Consider the following 18,079-nt stretch of genomic DNA (forward strand, 5'->3'; position numbering starts at 1 on the left):
GGAGCAGCACCATGGACGACAACGTACTGCGGGTCGGCATCGGCGGACCGGTCGGATCGGGCAAGACCGCGCTGATCGAGGCGCTGGTTCCGATGCTGATCGAACGAGGCCACCGTCCCGCCGTCATCACCAACGACATCTACACGCAGGAGGACGCCCAGCACGTCCGCCGCACGCTGGCCGGGGTCCTGGAACCCGAGCGGGTCGTCGGTGTCGAGACGGGGGCCTGCCCGCACACCGCCGTGCGCGACGACCCCACGATGAACCTGGCGGCCGGCGCGGAGATGCTGGAGCGCTTCCCGGACACCGACACGCTCCTCTACGAGTCCGGCGGCGACAACCTCACGCTCACCTTCAGCCCGGCGCTCGTGGACCTATTCATCTTCGTCCTGGACACGGCGGAGGGCGAGAAGATGCCCCGTAAGCGCGGGCCCGGAATCACCGACTCCGACCTTCTCGTCATCAACAAGATCGACATCGCGAAGTACGTGCGCACGGACATCAACGTCATGGAGTCCGACGCCCACCGCGTACGCGACAACCGCCCCGTCGTCCTCACCGACTGCCTCACCGGCCAGGGCATCGACGAGATCGCGGTGTACCTCGAATCGCGCCGCAAGGTGCTGATCTGACGTGCGGCTCGCCCCGTACCGGCCCCGTGCCGACCGGCTCGCCGAGACGTACTACACCGCGGTCCGCGTCCCCCCGGACGTGGCGGCCCTGGCCTCCGTGCCGGACACGCTGGCCCCGGGCTCCCCGGCCAAGGTCGGCATCCTCGACCTGGCCTTCGCGGTACGGGGCGAGCGCACCGAACTCGTCGAGCGCTACCAGAAGACACCCCTGCAGATCATGCGGCCGCTGTGGATCGACCCCGAACTGCCCGGGATGAGCTACGTCTACATGATGGCGACCGGCGGCGGGATCGCCCAGGCCGACCGCTACCGGATGGACTTCCGCTGCGGCCCTGACACCCAGGTCCACCTGACCACGCAGGCCGCGACCAAGATCTTCCGGATGGAACACGACTACGCGAGCCAGCGGGTGCATCTGACGGCGGAGGCCGGGAGCTATGTCGAGTACCTGCCGGACCCGCTGATCCCGTTCAAGGACGCCCGCTTCTACCAGCGGACCGAGGTGGTCGTCGCCCCGGGCGCCACCGTCGTCGTCGGTGACACGTTCACCGCAGGGCGGCTCGCCCGCGGTGAACGGCACGCCTACCGGGTGCTCGCCACCGACCTGCACATCAGCCGGCCCGACGGCACGCTGCTCGCCGTGGACACCCTGCGTCTGGCTCCGGGGAGGAGCGGCGAGGGAGTCCTGGGGCCGGGCGTGTTCGCCGGTCACGACCACGTCGCCTCACTGTTCGCCGTGACCGACCGTGTCCCCGCCACCGAACTCGCCGACGCCCTGCACGACGCCCTCGCGGAGCTGGGCGTCCTGTACGGGGTGAGCGTCCTGCCCCGGGACTGCGGCGCATGGGTGCGGGTGCTGGACGACAGCCCGATCCGGACCGCCGCCGCACACGAGGCCGTCCGCCAGGCCGTCCGCCGCCTGCTCACCGGCCACCCGGCCCCCGACCTGCGCAAGCCCTGACCCCCACCGACCCACACGAGGATCCGCCGATGAACACCGCTCCCGCGCCGATGCCGGCCGCGTACGACTCCGGGGACACCGCCTGGCTCCTCGCCGCCACCGCCATGGTGCTGTTGATGACGCCCGGCCTCGCCTTCTTCTACGGCGGCATGGTGCGCACCCGCCATGTGCTCATGATGATCAAGATGAGCTTCGCCGCGCTGGCGTTCGGCACCCTCGTCTGGTGGGTCATCGGGTACACGCTGGCGTTCGGGCCCGATGTCGGCGGCGCCGGAATCATCGGGAACCTCGACCACGTGTTCATGCACGACATCGAGCTGAACACGCTGACCGGGGCGATCCCCACGTACGTCTACAGCACCTTCCAGATGGGCTTCGCCATCATCACGGTGGCGCTGGTCAGCGGATCGATCGCGGACCGCGCCACGATGAGGGGGTGGCTCGTCTTCGTCGTGCTGTGGCTGCTCATCGTCTACATCCCCATCGCGCACTGGGTGTTCGACACGGACGGCTGGATCGTGAAGCACCTCGGCGCCCTCGACTTCGCCGGCGGTCTGCCGGTGGAACTCAACTCCGGCGTCGCCGGTCTGGCCGTCGCCCTCGTCCTGCGCGCGCCGCGCGACTTCGCCCGCCGCGAGGAGCGCCCCAACAACATTCCGCTCGTGGTCATCGGCGTGGGCCTGCTCTGGTTCGGCTGGTTCGGCTTCAACTCCGGTTCCGCGCTGACCGACCAGGGAACCGCCGCCGCGGCCTTCATCAACACCCAGCTCGGGGCCGCCGGAGCCATGGTCACCTGGCCGCTGGTGGAGAAGTGGCGCACCGGCAAGGTCACCACCATGGGCGTCGTCTCGTCCGCCGTCGCGGGCATGGTCGCCATCACCCCGGCCTGCGGTGAGATCGACACGCTCGGCGCGGTCATCACCGGCCTCGTCGTCGGCGCGGTCTGCGCCTTCGCGATCACGCTCAAGTTCCGCTTCAACGTGGACGACACGCTCGACGTGGTGGGCGTGCACGGCGTCGGAGGGCTGATCGGCCTGATCATGGTCGGACTCTTCGCCACCGCGCGCATCAGCGGCAAGGAAGGGCTCTTCTACGGAGGAGGCTGGGGGCTGCTCGGCAAGCAGCTCGTCGCCATCGTCTCCGTGATCGCCTTCTCGTTCATCCTCACCTGGCTCATCGCCAAGGCCGTGGACCTGACCGTCGGATTCCGTGCCAAGGAGGAGTACGCGACCGTCCCCGGCGAGGAGGAGGAGCGCGCGTACGACTTCCAGACCGCCGAGCGCCTCGGCGCCCTGGTCTCCGGCAAGCCGGCGTCCGAGGACGACGAACTCGTCCAGCAGATCAGCTCGTTGCTGCGTTCCCGCGAGGGCGGCCGGTAGCCGGGCCCGGCGGGGTCGGGTGCAGGAACTCCCGTACATAGGTGCGGTGCCACCAGCACCCGGTGTCCCGCAGTTCGCGCCAGGTCGTGTACCGGTAGCGGTACACCCTGGCGCGGACGTGTGCCGGCGGCGCACCCGGGAACGGGTTGTGGCGCAGCAGCCGCAGCGTGTCCCGGTCGTTGTCCAGCAGCCGCTCCACGAACGGCCCGAACCAGGGGCGGGCGTACGCGGGCGAGAGCGCCGCGAACCACATCATCCAGTCGAGCCGCAGATGGTACGGGGCGAACTGGCGCGGCAGCCGGCGCGGATCGCCCGGCTTGCCCCGGAAGCCGTACTCCCGCCAGACCGTCCCCGGGCGGATCACCGCCTCGTCGGTGCCCTCGACCACCACCTCCATCCGGACGCGGCTGATGCTGCCGAAGGCGCCGTACGTGTTGACCAGGTGCAGCGGGTCGAAGGACCGGTTCATGATCTGCCGGCGCGACAGGAGGTTGCGGGCCGGGCGATAGCTGAGGACCACGACCAGGGCCGTGACGGCGATGACCACCACCTCGTACCAGAGCGGCGCACCGGCCTGCGCGGGCGGCTCGGTGACCGGGGACCAGTCCACGGCCGACAGGGCGAGGGCGATCGTCAGCCAGTTGAGCCAGGCGAAGTTGCCCGACAGCACGAGCCAGAGCTGCGTGAGGACCATCAGCAGCGCCGCCGCGCTCGCCACCGGCTGCGGGGTGAAGAGCAGCACCGGCACGAGGAGCTGCGTCACATGGTTGGCCGCCACCTCGGCCCGGTGCACGGGGCGGGGGAGGTGGTGGAAGAACCAGCTCAGCGGGCCCGGCATCGGCTGGGTCTCGTGGTGGAAGTACAGGCACGTCAGCTTGCGCCAGCACGCGTCGCCGCGGATCTTGATCAGTCCCGCGCCGAACTCCACCCGGAACAGCACCCAGCGCAGCAGCCACAGCACGAGCACCGGCGGCGCCGTGTGCGCGTTGCCGAGGAAGACGGCGAGGAACCCCGTCTCCAGGAGCAACGACTCCCAGCCGAAGCCGTACCACGTACCACCGACCTGCACGATCGACAGATACAGCGCCCAGGGCAGGGCCCACAGGACCATGGCCCCCCACAGGGGTACGAAACGGTCCGTACCCGCGAGCAGCGCGACGGCGAGCGCACAGCCGAACCAGGCGACCAGGGCGAAGAACCGGTCGGAGTAGTGCAGGCGGAACAGGCCCGGGGCGGTGCGCCAGTCCGTCCGGCGCAGGACCTCGGGGGCGGGCAGCATGCCGCGCTCGCCGATCAGCGCCCGGAACTGGAGCGCGGCGGTGAGGAAGGCGGCCAGATAGATGACGGCCAGGGCCTTCTGGAAGAGGAGCCGGCCGAGCCAGTACCCGTCTGCGGTGAACCAGTCCATCGCTTCCAGTATCGGCCCGTCGCTCCGCGGCGTCTCACTCCTGTGGTGCGTGTCCCTCCCTGACGATCCGGCGCAGCGTGCGGCCGAGCCGGCGCGCGTACCACCGCTGCGCCACCGGCACGAACGGTCCGGCGATGCGGGTGTACCAGCGTGCGGGCCGGCTGAACGCCATCACGGTGAACGTGACCGTGCCGTCGTCCGCGAGCTCGGCCACGAAGCACTCCTCGCCGCACTCGGGGTGGCGGGGGAGCGTTCCGTACGCGAATCCGATGCGTTCGGGACCGTACTCGGCCCAGACGACGCGGCACGGCGCGGTCAACCGGAACGGGCCGGCCCCCAGCGCCACCCGAACGGAGGCACCGGGCTCGGCGCGTGGCGCGGAGGCCCTGACCCGCGTCCCGGAGACGCGGTGCATACGGAATTCGGTGATCGCGGCGCCCGCGGCCTCGAAGTCGGCACGACCGTGTCCGATCCGGGTGCGGTGGTGCAGATGGTGGTAGCCGTCGGGGAGTGGGCCGAGCCGGGTGCTGCCCGCCTCCGGATACGTGAGGGTGCTCATGCGGTCCTTCCTTCGTGGGTTCCTTCGCGGGTTTCTTCATGGGCGGAACGGGGGTTCAGGCGTTGCCAGGCGAGCACCGAGCAGAGCGCGAAGCCCAGCGCGTTGCCCACGCCGTGGGTGGCGGCCATCCAGGTCAGAGTGGGGTGCGGGAGGCCGGTGGCCTCGCCCAGGGCCCAGCTCAGTGCCAGCGCCATGGTCGCCGCGAGCACGGCGGCCGAGGCGGCGAGCAGCAGCCCGGTGGTCCGGTCGCGGGCCGCGGGCCTGACCGTGCGCCAGGTCAGGAGAGCGACGGTCCACATGCCTGCTGTCAGGACCACTGCCCCCGCGAGTTCGGCCCAGTCGCCGATGAAGTAGCCGGTCAGGACGAGCAGGGTGCCCAGCGGAACGCTCAGCGCCGCGAACCGCCCCGCCGCGCTGTCGACCACGCGGCCGACCAGTCCGGCGACCAGAGCGGCGGCGAATCCGGCGAAGTGGAAGTGCGGCACGGTCAGCGCCAGGATTCCGAGGCCGAAGCCGAACAGCGGACGCCCCGAGCGCTCGGCGACCAGCGCGACGGCGGAGACGGCCGGGGCCGACAGGGCAGTGAGCAGGGCGATCTCGGCGGGTGCTGTGCGCCATGACAGCAGCGGACCGGGGCGCCGGACGATTCGGGCCGGGGCATGCAGGGCGAGGAGTACGGCGCCCAGTCCGTACCCGAGGGCCAGGACGGTGGCCAGGGGGCCGCGCGGCAGCCAGAGGGCAACGGCACCCGGCACGGCGAAGACCAGCCACAGCCGCCGTATCCGGTCCAGGTCGGGGGCATCCGCCAGCCGCAGTCCGGAGGGCACGATCACCAGCATGCCCAGCATCACGATCAGACCCACCAGGACCGACACCCTTCAGCCCCCCCTTCTTGAACGCGTTCAAGCGATGGTGGTGCTGACTCTAGAGGCTTTCTTGAACGCGTTCAAGGTGATGGCGGCGTGATGTCCGGAACCGCGGGCACACCGTGCGGCCCCGGCTTGCGGGGGAGGGGGAACTGCGGCAGACATGAGAGACCACCAGTGACCGGTGACCAGGCAGGAGACCTCTTCGTGCACGCACCGACACGCATGCGCCGCGCCGTGCTCGCCGTACTGTCCACCGGCATCCTCGTCACCGCGGGCTGCGCCCGGGAGGCCGGGGGCGGCGGACCCGGCACCGAAGGGACGGCGGACGCCGGCGAGGTGCTCCTCCAGCCGGCCGCCGCGCAGGGGCCCGACCCCTTCACCAGGTCCACGGTGGACCCGGCCGGCGCCGCGCCGGCCGTGCCCCGCACGACCCCGCCCGGGACACCCCCGCCCGGCGACGGAACGCCGCGCACCCTCCCCGGTTCGACCCCCGGCCTCTACGGCGGCACCCGCTCGGTTGCCTCCTGCGACGTCGGACAGCAGATCCGCTTCCTCGCGGCCGACCCGGTCAGGGAAGCGGCCTTCGCGCAGGCTGCGGGCGTGCCCCGGGCCGGTGTTCCGGACTTTCTGCGCGGCCTGACCCCCGTGGTCCTGCGCGCCGACACCCGGGTGGGCAACCACGGCTTCCGTACGGGTTCGACCACCACGTTCCAGTCCGTGCTCCAGGCCGGAACCGCTGTGATGGTGGACGGTCATGGCCTCCCGCGCGTCCGCTGCGCCTGCGGCAACCCGCTGAGCCGGCCCGCCGGCGGGGGAGACGTGGAGGGCGGGCGGGGCGAGAAGTGGGCGGGGTACGACCCGGCGAGGACCGTCGTCGTCGCACCCGCCCCGAAGGCGGTTGCGGACCTGGTCATCGTGGACGCCGACCACAACAGCTGGATGGCGCGTGAGGTCGGGGACGAGGGTGCTCGTGACCGCACCCCCGAAGTGCCGCCGCCCTACGCCCCCGGCACCGACATCACCCGCCCGCTGCCCGACCCGCCTCCGGCGAGGTCCAAGGAGCCGAAGCCGCCGACGAAGCCGATCCCGTCGCGCTCCACCCCCGGGCCCGGGGACTGCCCGACACCCGTTGCCCCGACCCCGCCGGGCGAGGCGGTCGCGGCGACGAAGGAGCCGACCGGTGCGCCGGTGCGGGTGCCGACGAACTGCCCGACGCCGACCGGCCTCCCGTCCGACGGCCCGACCGAGGGGTACCCGGAGCTCCCGACGGACGAGCCGACCGGTGCCCCCGCCGACCCGGACGAGCCGCCGCAGGACCTGGTGCCGCCCATGACCGACGAGCCCCAGACCTCCATCCGACTTCCGTGGCAGGACGACACGGAAGCATCCGTCGACGGTTGAGCGGCCGCGCGACCGATATCGCGGGGCTGCTCGGCTTCGCGTCCCCGGACAGCTCCCCCCGCTGGTTCCGCGGCTGGGAACCGGCCTCAGTGCCTGGCGTCACCAGCCGGCTTCTTCACGGTGGTCCCGGCGATCCGGGGGAAGCGAGCCGCCGGGGTGGTGACGGGAGGCACGGGCCCGGCTCTCAGCCCCTGCGAACGGGCGGCGGCGTCCAGTGGCCGTCGAGGGCCTGACGGTGGGGTGCGTACAGGCGCAGTGTGATGCCGAGGGGCCCGAGCGGGGCGGGAAGCCAGTTGGTCCGGCGGTCGGGGCCGGGATCGGTGTGGCTGATGTGGATGTCCAGAGACCCGTCGGGGTTGTAGTCCAGCGGGTCGCGGTCGCCGAGGGCGAAGCGGTCGAGTTCGTTGGGGGCCTGGAAGCCCTCGGCGTCGTACATGGTGAGCGACCAGAACGCGGCGACCGGCGGGAGGCGGTCGGCCTCGAAGTGCAGGACGTAATCGCGCTCACCCGTGAGCGGCTCGCCGTCGGCGTCGGCGGTGAGCAGCGGGTATACGGCGTCCTCGGGCGGGTTGGCGCCGAGGCCGACCAGGGTGACCACGGCACGCCGGAAGTAGGCGTTGCCGTAGACGCCGATGGTCTGGAGGACACTGGCCCAGCCGTTGTGCTGGGCGCCGAGCCGCGACCGGGCAGCGTGCATCTGTCGCAGGGCTTCCTCGGTACCGGCCGAGATCTCGGCCTGCTGGGCCGCCGTGAAGGCTTCCGCGTCGAAGGCCTGTCCGGGGATGATGCCGAGGCCGGCGATGCGGGCCAGCACCGAGAAGTCGGTAGGGTGCGGTTCGTTCACGCGCAGGGCCTCGGCGGCCCGGGCGAAGAAGTCGACGCCGGTGAGCCCGTTGACCAGGCTGAGGGGTTCGGTGTCCGTGTCCACGCCGGGGTCGGGCCGGTGCTCCACCGGCGTCAGCGGTGTGAGGCGGAAGCCGTCCTGGACGGCGTGGACCGCCTGGTAGTCGGCCGGGCCGTTGGTCTGGGTACGGCCGATGATCCACGCGTGCGGTGTCGGTGCGTGGATCACCTGGGCGTCCGCGGGGGGCCGGCCGGTCCATCCGGGACCGACGATCAGGTACTCCTGTGCTCCGGTGCCGGTGGTGCGTTTGCCCGGCACGGCGAAGACATCGGTCCACATGTCCAGCATCGGCAACAGGAAGTACCGGTCGCCGGTGTCGGCGACGGACAGGCGGACGGGCCCCGCCGTCAGGTCCACCCAGGCGCTGGAGTAAAGGGTGTCGAAGTTCGGCCGTACCACGGCGCGGAAATCCGCCGTCGGGAACGCGCGCATGTGATGGAACCGGTTCGGCGGCCCGAACGCGGGCTTCACGCCGGCCGGCAGGGCAGCGGCCTGCCGCCTGGAGATGTCCATCGTCACCAGCGGATAGAGGTACCAGTACGCCTCGCGGCTCAGTGTCCGAAGGTCATCAGCCAGCTTGCTCATGTGAGGCTCCTGTGTCCGATACCGGTTGTCCGACGGCACGACGGCCGCCCGGCTACAAGCTCGCACGGGCGGTGCAGGGAGGCGACGCAGCGACTGCCGGCTTACGCCATCGGGGTGATCCGGCCCCGTGAGGGAGGTGCGACGCCGATCGTGCCCGGGACCTGCCTCCGTACCGGTCAGAGGCACCGGTGCGAGCGTCGCCACCCCATGTGGTCCGGACCTTCATTCCTGTGTCGGCAGCCAGTTGCCGTGCAGCCCCAGCGGGACCCTTACCGGGATCCGCACCCGGGCGACCGGGCCGGAGGCGGGATCCTCGGCGGGGATGACGAGCAGCCAACTGGTGTCGTCGGTACGGTCGGTGGCGTACGTCATCCAGTGGCCGCCCTCGCCCGGCGCGGTGCCGGGCGAGGGGGCGAAGACCGGTTCGCCGACGGACAGATCCCCGGCCCGCCACACCGTGCTCGTACCCGACGTGTCCCTTCCGTCGTACCAGCGCAGCGCGTCGAACTCGCCCGGGAGCAGATCCGGGTTCCCGGAATCGGAGGCTACGGCGAGCTGTTGGTGACGCCGGCCGATCAAGCGGTCGTCGGTACGGGGAAGTTCCATTCTGGCGTCGTCCAGCATCGTCCGGCGCATCGTGCCGGCGACGGGATCGATGACCGCGCGCACCAGACCGGCGGTGTTGGGCGCCTGTGCGGGGTCCGGCGCGCCCATGGACAGGCGGGACCACTGCACGTAGTCCAGCACCACATCACTGCCCTCGGGCCCGGTGTCGTACGCGTTGACCGTGTGCCACAGCCAGAAGGCCTCGTCCGAAGCCCATCGCACAGGGCCGCCGTCGCGGGGGACCAGGGCCACGCGGGTGCCGCGCTCCGGCCGCCAGTCGATCATGGATCCACCGCTCATCGCGGCGGCGATGTCGAAGAACACCGGCGCCAGCGCGATCACCAGGAAACTGGCGGTGAGGGCCATGTCGTGGATCATCATCGGTTCGTCGAGTCCGTCGATCGTCGTGGGACCGCGGGCGACGGAGCCATCGGGGGCGATGGCCGACCAGGTGAGGTACGGGGGTTCCAGGCCGTAGCAGAAGACCAGCATCTCGCCGGTGAGCGGGTCGATCTTCGGGTGGGCGGTGATGCCGGCCGGCAGTGCCCCGCCGAACGTCTCCTTTCCGGCCGTCTCCAGTTCCGGCGTGATCAGGAAGGGGCAGTCAGATTCCGCGAGTGCCAGCAGCCGTCCCGCGTGGCGGACCACATTGATGTCCGGAAGATCGCGGAACGTACCGGCCAACTCCGGTTCCACGTCCGGGACCTGAGGCATGATCATTGATTCGATCCCACCCCACAGCGCCCGCCCCGCACGTTCCTCGGCCAGCACGGCGGGTGTGCGGACGAAACGGTTGCGGTACCGGGCCTGACCGCCGGAGATCCACACCCCGTGCAGCATTCCGTCCCCGTCGATCGGGTAGAGGAACGAACCGATGGGGCTGAAGCGGGGGTTGGGACCGTTGCGCAGGAAAAGCCCGTCGAGCTCGTCGGGCAGTTCGCCCGTCACCTGGAGCTCCGCCTCGTCCACCTCGTCGGTCACCGGGGCGAAACGGCCGGAGAGATGGACGACGCGGGCCGGGTCGAAGGCCTGCTGGGCGTGTGCGGCCATGGTGGCCTCCCCTTGCCGGGCGTGGGCGCCTCTGAATGCGTGCCGTGCCGATCCTTCATTGAATCTCCGGCCCGCAGCCGCTGCAACGTGGGCCCGGGGGCGCGGAGATACGGCTGCGGAGATGCGGAGGGCGAGGCCCGGCTTCACCATGGAGAAAGCGGCAGAGTGCCGCGGGACATGCCCCGGAGGTGTCCGGTGGCCCCATCCAATTCCGGGCGGCGGACCGGGAATCTGTTCTTCGCGTTCGCCCCGTGGATCATCTTCGCCGTCATCGCCTCGCCCAGTACCTGGGAGTATGCGGCGCTGGCCGGTCTCGTCGCGGCCGTCGTCCTCAACCTCCCGGACCTGCGGCGGGGTTCGTTCAAGGTGCTTGAGGTCACCGGCATCGTCTTCTTCGCCGTCCTCAGCGTCCTCGCGCTCTTCCTGAACACCCAGGACCTCTCCTGGGTGGAGCGGTACGCACAGGTGCTGTCCAGCTCGGTGGTCGCCGTGGTGGCGCTCGGCTCGCTGGCGTTCGTCCCGTTCACCGAGCAGTACGCGCGGGAGACCACCCCTCGCGAGGTGTGGGGCACACCCGTCTTCCGGCATGTGAACCGGGTGCTGACCCTGCTCTGGGGAGGGGTCTTCGCCGCGACCGCCCTGCTGGGCCTGGTCGCGGTGCACACGTCGTCCGGCGCCGACTGGTACAACTGGATCATCCCCGTGATCCTGCTGGTCCTGGCGGTCCGGTTCACGGAGCGCTATCCGGACCGGGTGCGTGAACGGTCCCGGAGCGCGCGCGCCGCCTCCTGACCGACACCGCCTCGGGAAGCAGGTGCCGGGTCTGCCCGCACCAGCCGGGGCCCGTGGTGACCATGTGGTGCCGAACCTCGTCGCGCAGGCCTGGAACCACTGCAACGGCAGCCTCAAGCACCACCTGGTCGCCGAGCCGGGACGGTTCCAGGAACGGGACCTTCGGCGACTACGTCAAGGCGCCGCAGGGCCGCTGATGCCGCCGTAACGGTGAAGGCCCCGGAACACCGTTCGGGCGTTCCGGGGCCTTCACCGTGGTGTCAGTTGCCGGGCTCCGAGGCGTCCAGCATGGCTTCGCGCTCCACGACCTTGACCCGCTCGCGGCCCTGCGGCTCGCCCAGGGCGCGCTCGTGCGCGTCCAGGCGGTACCAGCCCTCACGGGTGGTGTACCGGACGCCGCGCGACTCCAGGAACTCGGTCACGGCCCCCGGCTCGGGCTGTGCCGGGGCGGGCAGCCGGCCGGTGGTGTGGTCCTCCAGCAGGCAGGCGACCGTTTCGTTGGCGTCGCCCTTGGTGTGACCGATCAGGCCGATCGGGCCCCGCTTGATCCAGCCGGTGACGTACACCGACTCCATCGGCTCGCCGCCGGCCAGAACCCGTCCGGCGGCGTGCGGAACCGTGCCGGACGCGACGTCGAAGGGGAGCTTGGGCAGCTCCTGGGAGTAGTAGCCGACCGCGCGGTAGACGCTCTGCACGTCCCAGTCCTTGAACTGGCCGGTGCCCTTCACATTGCCGGTGCCGTCCAGCTCGGTGCGCTCGGTCCGCAGGCCGACGACGCTGCCGTCCTCGCCGAGGATCTCCACGGGGGACTCGAAGAAGTGCAGGAAGAGCTTGTGCGGCCGGTCGCCGACGTCGCGGATCGCCCAGTTCTCCAGCGTGGAGGCGACCATGTTGGCCTGCTTGTTGCCGCGGCGGGTCTCGATCGAGCCCGCGTCGTAGTCGATGTCCTCGGGGTTGACGATGACCTCGATGTTCGGCGAGTGGTCCAGCTCCCGCAGCTCCATCGGGCTGAACTTGGCCTGAGCGGGACCGCGCCGCCCGAAGACGTGCACCTCCAGCGCCTTGTTGGCCTTCAGGCCGTCGTAGACGTTGGCGGGGATCTCGGTCGGCAGCAGCTCGTCGGCGGTCTTGGCGAGGATGCGGGCGACGTCAAGGGCCACGTTGCCGACACCCAGGACGGCGACCTTCTCGGCCTCCAGCGGCCAGGTGCGCGCCACGTCCGGGTGACCGTCGTACCAGGAGACGAACTCGGCGGCACCGTGCGAGCCGTCCAGGTCACTCCCCGGTATGTCGAGGGCGCGGTCCGCGTCGGCGCCGGTGGAGAAGATCACCGCGTCGTAGAAGGTCCGCAGCTCGTCCAGGCCGATGTCGTTCGGGTAGTCGACGTTCCCGAAGAGGCGGATCTGGGGCTTGTCCAGGACCTGGTGCAGCGCCTGCACGATGCCCTTGATCCGCGGGTGGTCCGGAGCCACGCCGTAACGGATCAGGCCGAAGGGGGCGGGCATCCGCTCGAACAGGTCGATGGAGACGCCCGGGTCGGTGGCGGCATCGGATTTGAGCAGCGCGTCCGCTGCGTAGATTCCGGCGGGGCCGGCACCGACGATGGCTACGCGGACGGGGCGTGTCATGGCGAGCTGTTCCTTAGGACGAACGAGCAGGAGCGGGGCGGGCCGTGGTAAGGCTTGGCTTACTCCACCCCGACGCACACGTTAGCCGCTGCCCCTGCCCCCTTTCGGGGCGGGTCGGCGTTCTGCGGCGATTTCCGGCGCCCCGCACCTTTGCCGGACGGGGGGATCCCGCGGAATCTCCGGGAAATCGGCTCCTTCGAGCGGCTCGGAAATGTGTTCCATCGCACGTTCACCTGGTGGACGGCTCACTCGAAGAATCGGACAAATAGTGGCAGAGTGACCCACATGGATGATCGGGTAGCGGGTGCCCTGTCACTCCCGGACGACTGGCCCGCCCACCCGGACCTCAGTCTCGCCCTGAACCGTATGGGCAGCTTCGACTGGGACCTGGACAGCGGCCTCATGCACATGGAACAGGCGGCCCTCGACGTGTTCGACCTGAGGGGCGACGAGTACGACAACAAGCCGACGACGCTCGGAACACGGGTGCCGCCGGACGAGGGCGTACGCCTGGACGCCATGGTCACTCAGGCGCTCAAGTCCGGCCGGAAGAACTACGGGGCGTACTTCCGCATTCTGCGGCGTGACGGCACCCTCCAATGGACGCACACCCAGGGTTTCGTCCAGCGCGACGCCACCGGGCGGCCGCGCCGCATCATCGGGATCGTCCGCGACGCCACGCAGGAGCTGGCCGACGCCACCGCCCGCCACGAACTGGACGAGGAGCGGCGGCGGCGGACCAGCCTGGTGGACGCCACCACCGCCGCGCTGGCCCACGCCCGTACGGTCCAGGACGTCATCAACGTGCTCAAGAACTCCCAGGGACTGGCCCATCTGGGGGCGACCAGTCTGGTCATGGGGCTGATCGAGGCCGGGCGCATCCACCTGGTGGCCGACGGACCCGAAGGCGCCTTCGTGCCGGGCACCCGGTACACACGGACGGACGACCAGTACCCGATGAGCGAGGTCGTGCGCACGCTCGGTCCCCGCTTCATCGAGTCCGCCGAGGACTTCGCGGACTCGTATCCGGTCCTGTGGCCCCACATCAGCCATCTGGGCATCACCTCGGCCGCCTATCTGCCGCTGATCGCCCAGGCCCGCCCCATCGGTGCCCTCGGCCTCCTGTACAGCGACAAGAACGGATTCACCGGCGACGAACGCAATCTGCTGGTCGCCCTCGGCAGCTCCATCGCCCAGAGCCTCCAGCGCGCCATGCTGTACGAGCAGGAGCACGACCTCGCCGAGGGCCTCCAGCAGGCGATGCTGCCGCGCCGCATCCCCGACGTGCCGGGAGCGCAGATCGCCGTGCGCTACCGCTCGGCCCGGCTGGGCCGGGACATCGGCGGCGACTGGTACGACGTCATCCCGCTGCCCGGCGGCCGGGTCGGCACGGTCATCGGGGACGTCCAGGGCCACGACACCCACGCCGCCGCCGTCATGGGTCAGCTGCGCATCGTGCTGCGGGCGTACGCGGCCGAGGGGCACAGCCCCGCCACGGTCATGGCGCGGGCCTCCGTCTTCCTGCACGAGCTGGACACCGACCGCTTCGCGACCTGCACCTACGCCGAGGCGGACCTGACCACGGGTGTGGTGCAGGTGGTCCGGGCCGGTCATGTCGACCCCCTGGTGCGCGAAGCCGACGGGAGCTGTCGCAAGCTCCTGGTCGACGGCGGGCTCCCGCTGGGGCTCTCCGCCGAGTTCGGGCGGCTGGAGTACCCGGTCAGCACGGTCGAGCTGGACCCCGGGCAGACCATGGTGCTGTTCACCGACGGCCTGGTGGAGCTGCCGGGCGCCGATCTCGACGAGGGCATGCAGCTGCTCACCGCCATGATCCGGAACGGCCCGGCGGACCTCCAGCGCCTGGCCGACCGGCTCTGCGAATCGGTCGACGAACGCGGCGGCGAGGACGATGTGGCGGTGCTGCTGCTGCGCCGCAAGGCCGCCCACGCCCCGCAGCCGGGGGGCCGGCTCCAGCAGCACGTGGGACAGAACGACCCGGAGGCGCTCAGCTCGGCGCGGCACATGATCCGTGCGGCGGTGCGGGCGTGGGGTGCGAAGGAGCGGGCCGACGAGGTGGAGCTGGCCGCCGACGAGCTGACGACCAACGCCCTGATGCACACCGACGGCGGCGCGATCGTCACGATCCGGGTCCTGACCGGGCCGGAACGGCGTCTGCGCGTCGATGTGGAGGACCGGTCCAGCGCGCTGCCGCGCCGCCGGGACGCGGGCGATTCGGGGGTCTCGGGCCGCGGGCTGATGCTCGTCGACCGGCTGGCGGACGCCTGGGGCGTCGAATCCCGGGGCACCGGCAAGTGCGTCTGGTGCGAGTTCGTCATCCCGCCACGCGACTGATCCGCCTGGCCGTTCCCCGGAACTGCACACTACTGAAAAGTAACAGAACGTAACATGTCTGTACTTGACCGTAACCGACCGCGCGAGATTGACTGCGGTTTTGTCAGTCTTCGTCTTCCATGACATGAGGACCCGTTGGGCACTGAGCTACTGGCACCTCTCGATCTGGCCTTCTGGCACCTCGAGTCCGATGCGCACCCCATGCACCTCGGTGCGCTCGCCGTCTTCGCGCCGGACGGTGACCGCCCCCCGGGCCCCGACGCCCTTCTCGAACTGCTCGGAACCCGGGCCGCCGCCATTCCCCGGCTCCGGATGCGGGTGCGTGACGTGCTGCTGCCCGTCGGCGGCGCGGCCTGGTCGGTGGACAAGGACTTCGACGTCCACCGGCACGTCAAGCGGGTGCGGCTGCCCGAGGCGGCGACCGCCGGTGAGGGCGAGGCCGGTTTCATGGCCGCCGCCACCCTGCTCGCGGGCGAACTGATGGAACAGCCGCTGCGCCGAGGGCTGCCGCCCTGGCAGATGTACCTCATCGAAGGTGCCCCGGACGGTCCGTTCGCCGTGCTCGTCAAGCTTCACCACGCGCTCGCCGACGGCATGCGAGCGGTCGCCATCGGCGCCGGGATCTTCGACGAGATCGCCTCGGCCGCGGGCCGGGGCCGGCCGGGACCCGCGGCCGGCCGGGTCCGCCCCGTGCCGCCGCGCTCCTGGATGCCAGGCCCCCGACAGGTCGCCGGACTCGCCCTCGGCCGGATCGAGGACCTCGGCCGCGCCTTCGGCGTCGGGGCCTCGCTCGTACGGGCCAGTCGCCTCGATCTGCGCGGCGCGCCCGCCCTCAGCGCCAGTTCCTCCGGCACCCGGCGCCTCGCCACGGCCGATCTCGACCTCGCATCCGTGCGGCGGATCCGCCGGGCGGCGGGCGGTACCGGCAACGACGTGCTGCTCGCGGTCGTGGCGGGTGCGCTGCGCCGCTGGATGCTGGAACGAGGCGAACCGCTGCCGGGTTCCGACCCGCGCGCCCTGGTCCCCGTCTCCCGTCGCCGGCCGGGCGGCACGGCCGCGGCCACCGGAAACCGGCTCTCTGCCTATCTGCTGGGCCTCCCCGTCTCCGAACCCGACCCCTGGGAGCGGCTGCGGGCCGTCCGCGGTGCCATGGACCGCAACAAGGCCGCGGGGCCGCTGCGCGGGGCCGGAGCGGTCGCGGTCCTCGCCGACCAACTGCCCTCGCTGGCCCACCGCTTCGGTGCGCCGCTGGCCGGGAGCGCCGCCCGGATGCTCTTCGACGTACTGGTCACCAGCGTGCCGCTGCCGCGTTCGGCCCTGTCACTGGGCGGCTGCCCGCTGCGGGCGCTCTACCCGATGGCGCCGCTGGCCCGCGGCCAGTCGCTGGCCGTCGCGCTGACCACGTACGGCGGCACGGTGCAGATCGGCCTGGTGGCCGACGGCAAGGCGCTGCCCGACCTGGAGCGGCTGGGCCGCTGTGCCGAGGACGAGGTCTCCGAACTGCTGACGCTGCTGCCCTGAGCACGGCCCTATAGATCGGACAGATCAGCGAGCAATTGCCACCACTGATGTCCTCCTGGGTGTTGACGTGCCCAAGTGATCCGATGAATATTCGCTGTGTGCAGGAAGCGATCTTCGGGGAGGGCGGCGGACACATGCGGCGCAACAGGCTGGGAAACAGCGCGGTCGAGATCACCGAGCTGTCCTTCGGAGCGGCCGCCATCGGCAATCTCTTCAGCGCCGTGGAGCCCGCACAGGCCGCGGCAGCCGTCGACGCGGCCTGGGACGAGGGCGTGCGCCACTTCGACACCGCGCCGCACTACGGGCTCGGTCTCTCGGAGCGACGGCTGGGCGAGGCCCTGCGTTCCCGGCCCCGCGACGCGTACGTGCTCTCCACCAAAGTGGGGAGGGTGCTCGATCCGCTGCCCGGCGGCGGGGCCGCCGCGTCCGAAACGCTCTCCGAGGGCTTCGCCGTCCGTGCGACGCACCGCAGGCGCTGGGACTTCAGCGCCGCAGGCGTCCGCCGGAGCATCGAGGACAGTCTGGAGCGCCTCGGCCTCGACCGCATCGACATCGCCTACCTCCACGACCCGGACGACCACGCGGAAGCCGCCTTCGGCGAGGCCTACCCGGAGCTGGAGAAGCTGCGGGCCGAAGGGCTGATCGGGGCCATCGGGGCCGGAATGAACCAGACCGCGATGCTCACCCGCTTCGTCGTCGAGACCGACGTCGACGTGGTGCTCTGCGCCGGCCGCTACACCCTCCTCGACCAGTCAGCCCTGAGCGATCTGCTGCCCGCGGCCGCCGCCCGCGGCCGCAGTGTCGTCGTCGGCGGCGTCTTCAACTCCGGCCTCCTCGCCGACCCGCGCCCCGGCGCGACGTACGACTACGCCGCCGCACCGCTGAGCCTCCTGGACCGGGCCCTTCGCCTGAAGGCCGTCACCGAGGGCCACGGCGTGCCGCTGCGCGCCGCGGCCCTGCACTACCCGCTCAGCCACCCGGCGGTCGCCGGCGTGCTCGTGGGCACCCGGTCACCCGACGAGGTGCGCGACGCCGCCGCCCTCCTCCGCCAGGAGATACCTGACGCCCTCTGGGACGACCTGCGTGCCGAGGCCCTGCTGACCGAGAACGGACACTGACATGCGGATCGCCCTGCACACCAAGGTCCGTGCGGACCGCATAGCCGAGTACGAGGCCGCCCACCGCGAGGTCCCGGCCGAACTGACCCGGGCGATCCGGGCGGCGGGAGCCACCTCCTGGACGATCTGGCGCAGCGGCACCGACCTGTTCCACGTCATCGAGTGCGACGACTACGCCCGGCTCCTCGCCGAACTGGAGCAACTCCCCGTCAACGTCACGTGGCAGGCCAGGATGGCCGAACTCCTCGACGTCGCGCACGACTACTCGTCGGACGGGGCCGAAGCGGGCCTCCCGGTCGCCTGGGAGCTGTGAG

Annotated in this window: 15 protein-coding genes and 1 pseudogene; 10 read left to right on the plus strand and 6 right to left on the minus strand. The window is 71.2% G+C overall.

The features are described from left to right. Nucleotides 1-11 precede the first annotated feature (11 nt). From ureG to OG446_RS34690, 3 genes are read left to right on the plus strand one after another with little or no spacing between them, the layout of a single operon-like run. Nucleotides 12-632, plus strand: coding sequence for an urease accessory protein UreG (ureG, locus tag OG446_RS34680; protein WP_328897748.1), 621 nt, complete (start codon nt 12-14; stop codon nt 630-632). Between the two features lies 1 nt (nt 633). After that, nucleotides 634-1,593, plus strand: a complete 960-nt coding sequence (locus OG446_RS34685; protein WP_328897749.1) for an urease accessory protein UreD — start codon at nt 634-636, stop codon at nt 1,591-1,593. Nucleotides 1,594-1,622: 29 nt separating this feature from the next. Then, nucleotides 1,623-2,972 (plus strand): ammonium transporter, encoded by a 1,350-nt coding sequence (locus OG446_RS34690; protein WP_328897750.1) that lies wholly within the window; start codon nt 1,623-1,625, stop codon nt 2,970-2,972. Here OG446_RS34690 and OG446_RS34695 read toward each other — a convergent pair. From OG446_RS34695 to OG446_RS34705, 3 genes are read right to left on the minus strand one after another with little or no spacing between them, the layout of a single operon-like run. Further along, entirely contained in the window at nt 2,935-4,380 is a 1,446-nt protein-coding gene (locus OG446_RS34695; RefSeq protein ID WP_328897751.1) for a lipase maturation factor family protein, read from the minus strand. The genes OG446_RS34690 and OG446_RS34695 overlap by 38 nt on opposite strands. Nucleotides 4,381-4,414: 34 nt before the next feature. Further along, nucleotides 4,415-4,939 carry a DUF1990 family protein gene (locus OG446_RS34700; protein ID WP_328897752.1) on the minus strand — a complete coding sequence of 175 codons (525 nt, stop codon included), beginning with the start codon at nt 4,937-4,939 and terminating at the stop codon, nt 4,415-4,417. After that, nucleotides 4,936-5,814: a YndJ family protein gene (locus OG446_RS34705; protein ID WP_328897753.1), complete on the minus strand. Its 879-nt coding sequence runs from the start codon at nt 5,812-5,814 to the stop codon at nt 4,936-4,938. The genes OG446_RS34700 and OG446_RS34705 overlap by 4 nt, the downstream gene beginning before the upstream one ends. A gap of 198 nt (nt 5,815-6,012) precedes the next feature. Here OG446_RS34705 and OG446_RS34710 point away from each other — a divergent pair, with 198 nt between their 5' ends. Then, nucleotides 6,013-7,209, plus strand: a complete 1,197-nt coding sequence (locus OG446_RS34710) for a DUF6777 domain-containing protein (protein WP_328897754.1) — start codon at nt 6,013-6,015, stop codon at nt 7,207-7,209. A gap of 184 nt (nt 7,210-7,393) precedes the next feature. On the opposite strand, the gene OG446_RS34715 is transcribed toward OG446_RS34710, so the two are convergent. Together OG446_RS34715 and OG446_RS34720 are read right to left on the minus strand one after the other, a co-directional pair. Next, nucleotides 7,394-8,698: a DUF1254 domain-containing protein gene (locus tag OG446_RS34715; RefSeq protein WP_328897755.1), complete on the minus strand. Its 1,305-nt coding sequence runs from the start codon at nt 8,696-8,698 to the stop codon at nt 7,394-7,396. Between the two features lie 222 nt (nt 8,699-8,920). Next, nucleotides 8,921-10,354, minus strand: a complete 1,434-nt coding sequence (locus OG446_RS34720; RefSeq protein WP_328897756.1) for a carotenoid oxygenase family protein — start codon at nt 10,352-10,354, stop codon at nt 8,921-8,923. 195 nt (nt 10,355-10,549) lie between these two features. Here OG446_RS34720 and OG446_RS34725 point away from each other — a divergent pair, with 195 nt between their 5' ends. Together OG446_RS34725 and OG446_RS34730 are read left to right on the plus strand one after the other, a co-directional pair. Next, on the plus strand, nt 10,550-11,146 hold the full coding sequence (locus tag OG446_RS34725) for a hypothetical protein (protein WP_328897757.1): 597 nt from the start codon (nt 10,550-10,552) through the stop codon (nt 11,144-11,146). A 16-nt stretch (nt 11,147-11,162) separates the two neighbouring features. After that, nucleotides 11,163-11,343 (plus strand): annotated as a pseudogene (locus OG446_RS34730) (chitinase); the annotation flags it as partial. Nucleotides 11,344-11,406: 63 nt separating this feature from the next. Here the strand turns inward: OG446_RS34730 and OG446_RS34735 are convergent. After that, a complete protein-coding gene (locus tag OG446_RS34735) occupies nt 11,407-12,774 on the minus strand; it encodes an FAD-dependent oxidoreductase (protein ID WP_328897758.1) in 1,368 nt (455 codons plus the stop codon). A 285-nt stretch (nt 12,775-13,059) separates the two neighbouring features. On the opposite strand from OG446_RS34735, the gene OG446_RS34740 reads away from it, so the two are divergent. The 4 genes from OG446_RS34740 (at nt 13,060) to OG446_RS34755 (ending at nt 18,078) form a co-directional block, all read left to right on the plus strand. Beyond that, nucleotides 13,060-15,126: a SpoIIE family protein phosphatase gene (locus OG446_RS34740; RefSeq protein ID WP_328897759.1), complete on the plus strand. Its 2,067-nt coding sequence runs from the start codon at nt 13,060-13,062 to the stop codon at nt 15,124-15,126. 135 nt (nt 15,127-15,261) lie between these two features. Further along, the gene (locus OG446_RS34745) at nt 15,262-16,647 is read left to right on the plus strand and encodes a wax ester/triacylglycerol synthase family O-acyltransferase (RefSeq protein WP_328897760.1); all 1,386 of its coding nucleotides are present in this window, start codon (nt 15,262-15,264) and stop codon (nt 16,645-16,647) included. Nucleotides 16,648-16,781: 134 nt separating this feature from the next. Further along, nucleotides 16,782-17,765, plus strand: coding sequence for an aldo/keto reductase (locus tag OG446_RS34750; protein WP_328898513.1), 984 nt, complete (start codon nt 16,782-16,784; stop codon nt 17,763-17,765). A gap of 1 nt (nt 17,766) precedes the next feature. Then, on the plus strand, nt 17,767-18,078 hold the full coding sequence (locus OG446_RS34755; protein ID WP_328897761.1) for an L-rhamnose mutarotase: 312 nt from the start codon (nt 17,767-17,769) through the stop codon (nt 18,076-18,078). Nucleotide 18,079: the final 1 nt, after the last annotated feature.

It is taken from the genome of Streptomyces sp. NBC_00236 (assembly GCF_036195045.1).
Taxonomy (GTDB): Bacteria; Actinomycetota; Actinomycetes; order Streptomycetales; family Streptomycetaceae; genus Streptomyces.